Source organism: Yersinia sp. 2466 StPb PI, assembly GCF_041538325.1.
GTDB classification, from domain to species: domain Bacteria; phylum Pseudomonadota; class Gammaproteobacteria; order Enterobacterales; family Enterobacteriaceae; genus Yersinia; species Yersinia enterocolitica_E.
This window is the reverse complement of the sequence record NZ_JAULSL010000001.1, coordinates 900,627-912,800: the sequence shown is the minus strand read 5'-3', so window position 1 is coordinate 912,800 and position 12,174 is coordinate 900,627. Positions and strand designations below refer to the sequence as shown.

The window sequence follows — 12,174 nt, the reverse complement described above, 5'->3', positions numbered from 1 at the left end:
CATCATGGCCGTAGAGCGTATTTAGCCGAGTGATTATGCCAACCAGATGATAAATACCATTGATAAAACTAAAACAAGTTTCCGTCGCATGTTCTTTGCCCTGACACTGCCTGAAACCATGCAGCAGGATATTGTGCAATGGCGGGCGGCGAGCTTCCCACCCGAGGCCGGTCGCCCTATCGAAGCCGCTAATATGCACCTGACACTGGCATTTCTTGGCGATATAAGTGCCGCTAAAGCACAGGTATTGCAGCAGCAAGCCGGGCGTATCAGCCAGACTGGCTTCAGCGTAACCTTAGATGATGTCGGCCATTGGCCTGGTTCGGGCGTGATTTGGCTTGGCTGTAAAAATCCGCCCCGGGGCCTGTTGCAGTTGGCGCAGTTGCTGCGATCTCAGGCTGCGCGCAGTGGTTGCGCCCAAACATCACTGCCATTCCACCCCCATGTGACCTTGTTGCGTGGCGCTACCCGCCCGGTAGCTATACCGGCCAAAACCAATAATCAACGCTTGTGCGTAGACCACTTCTCACTGTATGAGTCAGTATTGGTGCGCGGTCGCACCCGCTATACCCTGATACAAAGCTGGCCGCTGGCTGGCGGCGAAAGGAAATTTGATGACGTCTAACCCTCAATTGTTATCTTTTAACCCACGGTTACAGCCCGCCACACTTATCCTGCGGTATAAACGCTTTTTAGCTGATATTGTGACACCCGCTGGAGAATCATTAACCATTCATTGCGCTAATACCGGGGCAATGACGGGTTGCGCGACGCCCGGTGATACAGTTTGGTATTCGACCTCAGATAACCCGAAACGTAAGTATCCCCACAGTTGGGAGTTAACGCACACCCAAAGTGGTGATTGGATTTGCGTAAATACCTTACGGGCCAATGAGTTAGTCAGCTCTGCGATAGATAAAAACCATATTGTTGAATTATCTGGTTACACTTCTGTCAAAAGAGAGATTAAATATGGAGACGAGAACAGCCGTATAGACTTGTTATTGCAGGCAGAAAATAGGTCTAACTGCTATATTGAAGTCAAGTCGGTTACCTTATTACAGCAACAGTGTGGGTATTTCCCGGATGCCGTCACCCTACGGGGTCAGAAGCATCTCAGGGAGTTACAAAGCATGGTTGCCGACGGTCACCGGGCGGTACTTTTTTTTGCCGTATTGCATACGGGCATCAGGCAAGTCGCTGCGGCCCGACACATTGACAATCGCTATGCAGAATTGCTGGCCCAGGCTCAGCAAGCAGGAGTGGAGGTTATTTGCTACGGTTTTCAACTATCGCCTGACGGTATTGCGCTGGACGCCCGCATACCGTTATTACTGGCTGAAACGCTCTCACCAACAAGCGCTGAATAAAGAAGCGATTATTGGAGAAAGTTGTTCGCCAAATACGCCTTCCTTCACACCATTGTCAAGCAGGCGACAGGAATAATTGCTAACCTACCTTCCTTCTGGTATTTATAGCGGCCTGATTTTTCCCCGTATTGGGGATTTCGATAGTGCGTATGAATGTAGGAGAAGCATCATGCAAGAAGGGCAAAAACGTAAAACCTCGTCCTTGAGCATTCTCGCCATCGCTGGGGTAGAACCGTACCAAGAGAAGCCAGGCGAAGAGTATATGAATGCCGCCCAGCTGTCGCATTTCAAGCTGATTCTTGAAGCATGGCGCAACCAGCTCAGGGATGAAGTGGATCGTACTGTATCGCACATGCAAGACGAAGCCGCTAATTTCCCTGATCCGGTAGACCGTGCTGCGCAGGAAGAAGAGTTTAGTCTTGAACTTCGTAACCGCGACCGCGAGCGTAAACTGATTAAAAAGATCGAAAAAACGCTGAAAAAAGTCGAGGATGACGATTTCGGTTTCTGCGAGTCTTGTGGCGTAGAAATTGGTATCCGTCGTCTGGAAGCACGGCCAACTGCAGATTTGTGCATTGACTGTAAAACCCTGGCCGAAATCCGCGAAAAGCAGATGGCAGGCTAACTGCATACCCAATGAAATTGGCGTTGTAGATAGGCAGCAAGCGAACGAATCCCGATGCGCTAACAAACGTAAGTAATTCGGGCGAGAGGCGTAGCTAACAACCCTACAACTCCAAATATGAAGGGTATAACACGGTGCCAGAGTCACCTCCGGCACCGTATCTATTACGCGGAATTCCCTTCCCTTTTTATGTCCGAAGATATCAGTACTCAACAGCCCAGTGTGCTGCAACATTATGTTCAGCAACACGATGTTCGGCAACATAAGTACGTGGGCCGTTTTGCCCCATCCCCGTCTGGTGATTTACATTTTGGTTCACTGATTGCCGCACTCGGAAGTTACCTGCAAGCCCGTGCTCAACGCGGGAACTGGCTAGTTCGCATTGAAGATATTGACCCCCCTCGAGAAATTCCCGGAGCTGCTTCCCGTATCCTGGCGGCATTAGATCACTATGGCCTCCATTGGGACAGTCAGGTTATCTATCAGTCCCAGCGTCATGAAGCCTATCGCGCCACATTAGACTGGTTGAAACAGCAGGGTCTGAGTTATTACTGCACGTGTACACGCAGCCGCATTCAACAGCTAGGGGGATTCTACGACGGTTATTGCCGTGACCGCCATTTACCTGCTGATAGTGCCGCCATTCGTTTGCGACAGACACAGCCGATTTATGCCTTTTATGATAAATTACTGGGTGAGTTGCATGTTGAATCTGCGCTGGCACAAGAGGATTTTATTATCCGCCGCAGAGATGGCTTGTTTGCTTATAATTTAGCTGTGGTGGTTGATGATGCTTTTCAAGGCGTGACAGAAATTGTGCGTGGGGCTGATTTGATTGAACCTACCGTGCGCCAAATAGCCCTCTACCAACAGTTACAACAGCCCGTTCCGAGCTATTTGCACTTGCCATTGGCACTGAATCATGACGGTAATAAGTTATCCAAGCAAAACCATGCAACACCGCTACCGGATGGCGATCCGCGCCCGATTTTGGTTGATGCATTGAAGTTTTTACATCAACCGCTGCCAGAATGCTGGCAAGATCTTGATTTACCGTTATTATTACGTTTTGCAGTCGAAAATTGGACGTTGGCAGCAATTCCGCTTCACGGGACAATAGCAGTCACTGAAAACACAACGGCATTCTCAAAGTAAGCACGGTGAGCTATGATTAGCCGCTGTTTTTCTGTAGTTCTGTTATTTATTAGCCACTATCGAGGTGTACCATTTTTACCCGAGTAGCCAATTTCTGCCGTAAGGTACTGATTCGCGATGATAAATCAGAACGCGATAACAAAGCTGTCCGTGATGATACGGCCCGTGATGGTAGTGCCCGTAAAGATAAAGTGCCCGGTGAAGATAGCGTGGCCCGCAAAGAGAAAAGGCCTGCCAGAACAAATACTGGCCGCAAGAATCATGCGGTGCCTGCTTCACAACAGAGTGCGATGACGATTATTCCGCGAGATCAGCACAATATTTCCCGTAGAGAAATCAGCGATAATGCGCTGAAGGTTCTCTATCGCCTGAATAAATCAGGCTATGAAGCCTATCTGGTTGGCGGCGGCGTCCGCGACCTGTTACTGGGCAAAAAACCGAAAGATTTTGATATCACCACCAGCGCGACACCAGAACAAGTGCGGAAATTATTCCGTAACTGTCGTCTGGTTGGCCGCCGTTTTCGCCTGGCCCATGTCATGTTTGGCCCTGAGATCATTGAAGTTGCCACTTTCCGTGGCCACCATGAGCAACAACCGGCGGAAGATAGCGACAAGAACTCTTCCCAGCAAGCGCAAAATGGCATGCTGCTGCGTGACAATATTTTTGGCACCATCGAAGATGATGCTCAGCGCCGTGATTTCACCATTAACAGCCTCTACTACGGTATTTCTGATTTTGCCCTGCGTGATTACACCGGTGGCTTGCGTGATCTGAAAGAAGGCATTATCCGGCTGATTGGTGATCCTGAAACTCGTTACCGTGAAGATCCCGTGCGCATGCTGCGTGCAGTGCGTTTTGCCGCCAAATTGGATATGACGATCAGCCAGGAAACCGCTGAGCCGATCCCACGTCTGGCCTCATTACTGCACGAGATCCCGCCAGCGCGCCTGTTTGAAGAATCACTCAAACTGTTGCAATCGGGTTATGGTTATAAAACCTATTTAAAACTGTGTGAATATCAGTTGTTCCAACCATTATTCCCATTGATTGCACGCAATTTCACTGAGCAGCATGACTCTCCGATGGAGCGCATTCTGGTTCAGGTACTAAAAAATACTGACCATCGTTTGCATAATGATCAACGCGTCAACCCAGCGTTCTTATTTGCGGCTATGCTTTGGTATCCGTTGATTGAACATGCGCAAAAACTGACGCAGGAAAGCGGTTTGGCGTATTACGATGCCTTTGCGCTGGCAATGAATGATGTGCTGGATGAAGAGTGCCGTTCGCTGGCCGTTCCAAAACGTATTACCTCACTGGTACGAGATATCTGGCTGCTGCAACTGCGCCTGTCTCGCCGTCAGGGTAAACGTGCGCACAAGTTGATGGAACATCCGAAATTCCGTGCTGCTTATGATCTGTTAGCGCTGCGGGCTGAAGTGGAAAATAACCATGAGTTGCAGCGTTTGACACAATGGTGGGGGGAGTTCCAGGAAGCCACACCGCTACAGCAGAAAACCATGCTGAATACGTTAGGGGCTGATCCGGCACCACGACGCTCTCGTCCCCGCCGCCCACGTAAGCCAGCACCACGTAAAGAAGGGGCATAATTCGCATCATGATCCGGGTCTATATCGCGTTAGGCAGCAATCAGGCTATGCCACTGCAACAGGTTAAAACCGCCCTGGAAGCGTTGGAGCATCTGCCACGCACCCGGTTAGTTGCATGTTCGCCATTTTATCGCACCAAACCGTTAGGCCCACAAGATCAGCCAGATTTTCTTAATGCCGTGGTAGCGTTAGATACCTCACTACCACCCGAGCAACTGCTGGACCACACTCAAGCCATTGAACGCAATCAGGGCCGGGTAAGGAAAGAACAACGCTGGGGGCCACGAACGCTGGACCTGGATATCATGCTGTATGGCTCACAGGTGATAACAACCGATCGCCTGACTGTGCCGCACTATGGTTTGAAAGAGCGCGAGTTTATGCTCTATCCGCTGGCTGATATCGCACCTGACCTGATTTTCCCCGATGGCGAAGCATTATCAGAACGCCTTAAATGGGTGGATAAAAACGGTCTGGTGCCTTGGTAACTCATACTTGCCAAATTCAACATATAGCATCCCTATCTGATATCCCCACCATCTTAACCCCTTGTCTCAGGAGAAAAGAGTGATGAAAGCCACCACCATGAGCCACTTGCGTCAATGGAAACAAGAAAAGCGTAAGTTCGCCACACTGACAGCCTATGATGCCAGTTTTGCCCAGTTGTTTGTCGAGCAAGGTATTGAGGTACTGCTGGTGGGTGATTCGCTCGGTATGACGTTACAAGGCTTCGACTCGACTCTGCCAGTAACCACCGCGGATGTGGCTTATCACACCCGTGCGGTGCGCCGAGGTGCGCCTCATTGCCTATTATTGGCAGATATGCCCTTCATGAGTTATGCCACACCAGAGCAAACATTTACTAATGCCGCAGAGTTGATGCGCGCCGGCGCCAATATGGTCAAACTGGAAGGCGGTAGCTGGTTATGTGATACCGTGCGCATGCTCGCTGAACGTGCCGTTCCGGTATGCGGGCATCTGGGATTAACCCCGCAGTCAGTTAATATCTTCGGTGGCTACAAAGTACAAGGCCGCGAAGAAGTAGCAGCAAATCAGCTACTGAAAGATGCACTGGCACTTGAACTCGCGGGGGCGCAATTATTGGTACTGGAATGCGTGCCAGTAGAACTGGCAAAACGGGTTAGCGAAGAGCTGGCTATTCCGGTGATTGGTATTGGTGCTGGTAATGTCACTGACGGGCAGATACTGGTTATGCACGATGCGCTGGGCATTACTGGCGGTCATACCCCTAAATTCAGTAAGAATTTCCTGGCACAAAGTGCCGGTGATATTCGCGCCGCCATTAAGCTGTATATTCAGGAAGTTGAAAGTGGCCTATATCCGGCGGAAGAACATACATTCCAGTAAATTTTGCGGATAATACGCTGCTATTACATCCTATTTATACCCAATAGATTTCAAGATGCAGGAAGGCGGCAAGCAGAGGCGAGGCCCATGAATGGGTCGAGTAATCACCGCAGCCAACACACCTGCAATTTGAAAGATGACCGGTATCGGAGAGAAGAATGCTGATTATTGAAACCCTGCCGCTATTGCGTCAGCAAATTCGCCGTTGGCGTCAGGAAGGAAAGCGAGTTGCACTGGTACCAACCATGGGTAACCTGCATGAAGGGCATATGACATTAGTGGAAGATGCCAAAACCCGTGCCGATGTGGTGGTCGTGAGTATTTTTGTCAATCCGCTGCAATTTGAACGCCCGGATGATTTAGCTCGCTACCCACGCACTTTGCAGGAAGATTGCGAGAAGTTGACCCGTCACGGTGTGGATCTGGTATTCGCCCCTGCGGCAGTCGATGTCTATCCAGCCGGTCTGGAAAGCCAGACCTATGTCGACGTCCCTGCCCTGTCTACTATTTTAGAAGGTGCCAGTCGCCCTGGTCATTTCCGTGGTGTATCCACTATCGTCAGCAAACTGTTCAATCTGGTGCAACCAGATGTTGCCTGTTTTGGTGAAAAAGATTATCAGCAACTGGCACTGATCCGTAAAATGGTGGCGGATATGGGCTATGACATCAATGTTGTCGGGGTGCCGATTGTGCGGGCGAAAGATGGTCTGGCACTGAGTTCCCGCAATGGCTATCTGACGGCTGAAGAGCGAAAAATCGCCCCGCAGCTCAATAAGATAATGCAAGCTCTGGCCGAGAAACTGATCTTGGGTGAAAGGCAGATTGATGATTTGCTGGCTGACACCGCAGAGCAATTACGCCATGCCGGTTTTACCCCGGATGAACTGTTTATCCGCGATGCCCACACTTTGCAACCATTGACCATCGACAGTCAACAAGCCGTTATCCTGCTGGCCGCCTGGCTGGGTAAAGCACGCCTGATTGATAACCAACAGGTTGATTTGCGTAGTTAACCCCTGACTGCGGTGAATAGCGGCCGAGCCCGGTTTTCACCGCACATCCCCCTTCCCTGCTCCTCTTATTCTTCACCAAACAAGGTGTTAACCCGAAAGCATTTTCTCTGCCTTTTGTATGTAATACATCGCATAAATAAAAGGGGGTTGAAGATGGGAATTAGGGTTGGAAATCATCTGTTTTCCACTGAGATTAGTCACTCAGTCATCGCAAATATAGCGAAAAACACAACACCACCATCGATGAGTCTATGGGAGATAATAAAGGACTTTTTCTGTTGTACCCATCATGCTGAAGCATTGGATTGTCTCTATCAACTGTACCATCCTCTGAATAATACCGATGCAATGAACCCGGAGGAAATTCGCGGCAACATAGCAAAAGCATTTAATCAATTAAAACAGTTAGCAGCACCAGGATATGAAGAGAGATTTTCTCAGCCTAAGGGGTCTAATAACCAAGAGCAACATTTCACTATTACTGATAAAAATGACGAATTTATATTAAATATAAGAATGAACATTAACACCAATAAATACACAATCTCCACCCCTAGTGGCGACCCAGTATGCCTATATCTGCGACCAAAGTCTGCACAAGCAACCGATAGACCGATGGGATCGGGGGCTTGATAGCAAGTCCCTGTTCCGCTAGCCGCAGACCCGTTTTAGTCTCCTGTTTTTATCACTCAATCGCTGAGCCATAGACAAGCGGTATAAAATCAGCAAAACTGGATGCTTCTCCCTAAATCAATCGATGATGGGATAGGATGCCAGACTTATTCTGGGTAATAACCGGGGTCAAAGGTAAGAGTTATGATACGCACTATGTTGCAAGGCAAACTGCATCGGGTCAAAGTCACTCAAGCTGATTTGCACTATGAAGGTTCCTGCGCTATCGATCAGGATTTTCTGGAAGCCGCTGGGATTTTGGAATACGAAGCCATTGATATTTATAACGTTGATAATGGTCAGCGTTTTTCCACTTATGCTATCGCCGCCGAACGCGGTTCACGGATTATCTCGGTGAATGGTGCCGCGGCGCGTTGTGCTTGTGTCGGTGATAAGCTGATCATCTGTTCCTACGTACAGATGTCTGATGCTGATGCCCGATTGCACCACCCTAAAGTGGCGTATTTTGAAGGTCAGAATCAACTGCAACGCAAAGCTAAAGCGGTACCGGTTCAAGTCGCTTAATTACCCTTTGTACTTGAAGCCGCAGGGGTGTTAGCTACGTTCACTTACCCGAATCACTGACTTCAGTCACCTCCTCGGGATGCGTTTACTTGCTGGCCTACCTGCGACTCCAATTACTTTGGGTAATATCCTTCTTACTGAAGGCTCAGGTTAGCCACGTTTGCTCACCTGTATTCTTGGTCTTTCAAGATAAAAAATGGTGCCTTACCAGAGCACCATCTTTCATATCCTCTTCATACCATCGAGTTGTTAATCCGATTCCATCACCGCAGGTGCAGGGGCAACCGGCTGGCCAGGTTCATTGGCAATACGCTCTGCCATAGTCGGTATTGAATCAGTACGCAGAATATAAAGCCGTTTGAGGGTATACGGATTATCACCGGGTTTAACCTTGCCTTGTATGGTGGTCACCGCCAAATGGAAACCGGCATTTTTAGCAGCATCAATCGCAGTTTGATTAAAGCCACCGAACGGATATGACAGAAAGATCACGTGCGGATTAAATTGAGATAACGCTCGTCGTGAGTGTTCAAAATCAAAAACAATATTGTGATAAGAACGGCTCAATAAGATAGGGTTACGTTTATTATCAGTCCGGTGTAAAAAATGAGTATGAGACTGAACATCAAATACATCCTGAATCTCTTTCAATTCAGAGATACTCATAAACTGTAATGAATCAGGGTTCCATTTTTGTGGATGGCGCTTAATTCGTGATGAAATAATAAACGCCGTAGCCCGGAAGCCATTTTCTTTCAATATAGGATATGCGTAGCGGTGGACCGATTTAAGACCATCGTCAAAGGTCAGTACTACAACTTTTGCGGGCAGATTAATCTTGTTATTGAGATAACCTTCAAGCTGATAGAGCGAAATCGTGTCGTAACCTGTCTGCTTGAGATAGGTCATCTGGTTACTGAATGCCGCATCAGAGGTGGTGGTTGATGTATTGAGGAAACGTTTATTCTCCTCATTCTTCAACATATGGTGATAGGTCAGGATCGGGATGCCGTTATCGATTTCAGCATCGACACTACTGACATAGCCTAAGCGATCACCAATATTGACCTGATACCAGGTATTCCCTAACCGGTCTTTCAATTTACCCACGATAGGATAACGCAAGTTATCTACCAGCGTAGCAAACTGCTCACTGCGCACATCCGCCGCCAGATAGACAGGAGTTTCGCGCTTGATCAATATATTTTGATTGGGCAGGGGTTTATTCAAATCACCCAAGATATCGTTGGTTTTTCGTGCTTTGTTGATATCTTCTAAATCGTCCTTATCAATAAAGCCGATGCCATTACCAAATTTAAATTCATAGTATTCTGCCGCGGCGGGTAAAACCTGAATAAGTTGATCTTCTTTAATCTCACCGACAGGAATGACCTTCTCACCAACCAGTGAATATATTTCGCTATCACGCTGTGCAACCATATATTTAGGCGTAAGTGTTGCTTCATCAGGTAAGAGATCTGCATGGGTTGCCGGTATCATTACCGACATGACAAGACCGAGTAGCATCCCAATAGCTATTCTGTTTTTATGCCACATTATCGTTCTACTTATGCGCATTTGGCGCTGAATTGAAAAGGGGAAAATCTGGTGCGCCAGCATAGCACGAGACGCCAGAAGTTGAGAAAGACGATATTAGATGGGGACATTATTTATTACGTTTAAATTCCAGTATTAACAACAATTAACTAACTAATAATTCACGATCAATCTCTGCTAATAGCCAAAATCATTGGCGTTACAGCAAGGCGGCAAGTCAGCGCATCCCGATGAGCTTACAGCAGTAAGTGATTCGGGTAAGTGAACGTAGCCAACACCGCTGTAACGTCAAGGCCGAAAAGAATACCCAAAGTCATTGGCGTTACAGCAAGGCGGCAAGTCAGCGCATCCCGATGAGCTTACAGTAGTAAGTGATTCGGGTAAGTGAACGTAGCCAACACCGCTGTAACGTCAAGGCCGAAGGGTATTAGGTGCGTAGCCCACGACCACGCTCTATCAAATACCAAGCCCACGCATAAAACACCGCGATGAATACCACCAAAACACCAATGGTCAATACCAATGGCACATCAGAAATCCCAAGGAAGCCATAACGAAACCCGCTTATCATGTACACAATAGGATTTAGTTTCGATACCGCCTGCCAAAAAGGGGGCAGTAATGATAGCGAGTAAAAGACCCCGCCCAGATACGTCAAGGGGGTCAGCACAAAAGTAGGCACCAGGCTGATATCATCGAACGTTTTGGCAAATACCGCATTCAGTAACCCACCGAGGGAAAACAGAATGGCCGTCAGCATCAATGTCAGTGCAATCATTGACCAAGAGTGGACATGCAACGGTACGAAGAACAGTGAGATAATCGTTACCAGAATACCGACACAGATCCCACGGGCGACCCCACCACCGACATAACCGATAATCACAATATGTGTGGGTACCGGTGCTACCAGCAACTCTTCAATACTGCGCTGGAATTTAGCACCAAAGAACGATGCAGCGACGTTGGCATATGAGTTGGTGATAACCGCCATCATAATCAAGCCGGGAACGATAAATTGCATATAATTAAAACCGCCCATATCACCAATTCGGGCACCAATCAGGTTGCCGAAAATAACGAAATAGAGCGACATAGTAATCACCGGTGGTACCAGTGTTTGAATCCAGATACGAGCAAAACGCGTGATTTCTTTGATCCAAATACTCTGTAATGCTACCCAATATAGGCGGGTCATGCTTTCTCTCCCCCGTTACCATTAACCAAGGTGACAAATAGCTCTTCCAGACGGTTAGCCTTGTTGCGCATACTTTGTACCTGAATTCCCTGAGCGTTCAATTGACTGAATAAACCATTCAGACCTTGCTCACGCTTAACATCAACCTCCAGCGTTGAGGTGTCCGTCAGACGATAGCCATAACCTTCCAGCTTAGGTAGCGGGCTTTTAATACCCAAATCAAAAATAAAGGTTTCTGACTCAAGTTTGCCAAGCAACTGCTTCATGGTGGTATTTTCCACCAGTTCACCATTCTGGATAATACCAATGTTACGGCACAGCATTTCTGCTTCTTCCAGATAGTGAGTAGTCAGAATAATGGTGGTCCCCTGCGCATTCAGCTCTTTCAGGAACCCCCACATCGAGCGGCGTAACTCGATATCCACCCCAGCGGTAGGTTCATCAAGGATTAGCAACTTCGGCTCATGCATCAGCGCACGCGCAATCATCAAACGGCGCTTCATCCCGCCCGACAGCCGGATAGCGCGCTCATTGCGTTTGCTCCACAAATCCAACTGAGTGAGGTATTTCTCGGCACGTTGTAACGCCTCACGCCGCGTGACGCCGTAATACCCCGCTTGGGTAATCACAATCTGCAACACCGTCTCGAATGGGTTGAAGTTAAACTCCTGTGGTACTAACCCAAGTTGGCGTTTGGCATTCACGATATCGTTATCAATATCGTAACCAAAAACTTGTACCTTACCGGACGTTTTGTTCACTAATGAACTGATAATACCAATGGTGGTCGATTTACCCGCACCATTCGGCCCAAGCAGGGCATAAAAATCACCTGCCTCTACGCGCAGATCAATGCCACGTAGTGCCTGAACGCCACCTGCATAGGTTTTGGTTAGTTGCGTTATTTCCAGTGCATATGTCATAAGTAAAAAAGAACCTTATTCTATGAGTTTCTCAGCGATAACAGCATACCCATGCCTTGCTTAGCTCGCCTGTCAGGGCAAGTTACGGGGAGCAGAAGGGATCATGGGTCGATACCGAGAAGATGTTACGCAGACGAAAATTGCGCGATCAACAG

13 protein-coding genes are annotated in these 12,174 nt (G+C 48.1%); 10 read left to right on the top strand and 3 right to left on the bottom strand.

Annotated elements, in window-relative coordinates; all coding sequences use genetic code 11:
• The first annotated feature begins 46 nt into the window (after nt 1-46).
• The 10 genes from thpR (at nt 47) to panD (ending at nt 8,341) form a co-directional block, all read left to right on the top strand.
• Nucleotides 47-625, top strand: a complete 579-nt coding sequence (gene thpR / locus Q2T72_RS04080; RefSeq protein ID WP_083160454.1) for an RNA 2',3'-cyclic phosphodiesterase — start codon at nt 47-49, stop codon at nt 623-625.
• The gene (gene sfsA / locus Q2T72_RS04075; RefSeq protein WP_193784723.1) at nt 615-1,370 is read left to right on the top strand and encodes a DNA/RNA nuclease SfsA; all 756 of its coding nucleotides are present in this window, start codon (nt 615-617) and stop codon (nt 1,368-1,370) included. The genes thpR and sfsA overlap by 11 nt, the downstream gene beginning before the upstream one ends.
• 169 nt (nt 1,371-1,539) lie before the next feature.
• Nucleotides 1,540-1,995 (top strand): RNA polymerase-binding protein DksA, encoded by a 456-nt coding sequence (gene dksA / locus Q2T72_RS04070; RefSeq protein WP_002209354.1) that lies wholly within the window; start codon nt 1,540-1,542, stop codon nt 1,993-1,995.
• A gap of 189 nt (nt 1,996-2,184) precedes the next feature.
• Nucleotides 2,185-3,150, top strand: coding sequence for a tRNA glutamyl-Q(34) synthetase GluQRS (gene gluQRS / locus Q2T72_RS04065; RefSeq protein WP_372568688.1), 966 nt, complete (start codon nt 2,185-2,187; stop codon nt 3,148-3,150).
• 290 nt (nt 3,151-3,440) lie between these two features.
• A complete protein-coding gene (gene pcnB, locus Q2T72_RS04060) occupies nt 3,441-4,763 on the top strand; it encodes a polynucleotide adenylyltransferase PcnB (RefSeq protein WP_265331657.1) in 1,323 nt (440 codons plus the stop codon).
• Nucleotides 4,764-4,771: 8 nt separating this feature from the next.
• Complete coding sequence (folK, locus tag Q2T72_RS04055) at nt 4,772-5,251, top strand: 2-amino-4-hydroxy-6-hydroxymethyldihydropteridine diphosphokinase (RefSeq protein ID WP_083160458.1); 480 nt, start codon at nt 4,772-4,774, stop codon at nt 5,249-5,251.
• Nucleotides 5,252-5,333: 82 nt separating this feature from the next.
• Nucleotides 5,334-6,131 carry a 3-methyl-2-oxobutanoate hydroxymethyltransferase gene (gene panB, locus Q2T72_RS04050; protein WP_083160460.1) on the top strand — a complete coding sequence of 266 codons (798 nt, stop codon included), beginning with the start codon at nt 5,334-5,336 and terminating at the stop codon, nt 6,129-6,131.
• Between the two features lie 158 nt (nt 6,132-6,289).
• Complete coding sequence (panC, locus tag Q2T72_RS04045) at nt 6,290-7,144, top strand: pantoate--beta-alanine ligase (protein ID WP_372568687.1); 855 nt, start codon at nt 6,290-6,292, stop codon at nt 7,142-7,144.
• 153 nt (nt 7,145-7,297) lie between these two features.
• Nucleotides 7,298-7,777 carry a hypothetical protein gene (locus Q2T72_RS04040; RefSeq protein WP_372568686.1) on the top strand — a complete coding sequence of 160 codons (480 nt, stop codon included), beginning with the start codon at nt 7,298-7,300 and terminating at the stop codon, nt 7,775-7,777.
• 183 nt (nt 7,778-7,960) lie between these two features.
• A complete protein-coding gene (gene panD / locus Q2T72_RS04035) occupies nt 7,961-8,341 on the top strand; it encodes an aspartate 1-decarboxylase (protein WP_032905470.1) in 381 nt (126 codons plus the stop codon).
• A gap of 249 nt (nt 8,342-8,590) precedes the next feature.
• Here panD and Q2T72_RS04030 read toward each other — a convergent pair whose 3' ends face one another.
• From Q2T72_RS04030 to Q2T72_RS04020, 3 genes are all read right to left on the bottom strand, one after another.
• Nucleotides 8,591-9,898, bottom strand: a complete 1,308-nt coding sequence (locus Q2T72_RS04030) for a polysaccharide deacetylase family protein (RefSeq protein WP_102970472.1) — start codon at nt 9,896-9,898, stop codon at nt 8,591-8,593.
• A 427-nt stretch (nt 9,899-10,325) separates the two neighbouring features.
• Nucleotides 10,326-11,096, bottom strand: a complete 771-nt coding sequence (locus tag Q2T72_RS04025) for an ABC transporter permease (protein WP_083160466.1) — start codon at nt 11,094-11,096, stop codon at nt 10,326-10,328.
• Nucleotides 11,093-12,019, bottom strand: coding sequence for an ABC transporter ATP-binding protein (locus Q2T72_RS04020; RefSeq protein WP_083160468.1), 927 nt, complete (start codon nt 12,017-12,019; stop codon nt 11,093-11,095). Before Q2T72_RS04020 ends, Q2T72_RS04025 begins: the two co-directional genes overlap by 4 nt.
• Nucleotides 12,020-12,174: the final 155 nt, after the last annotated feature.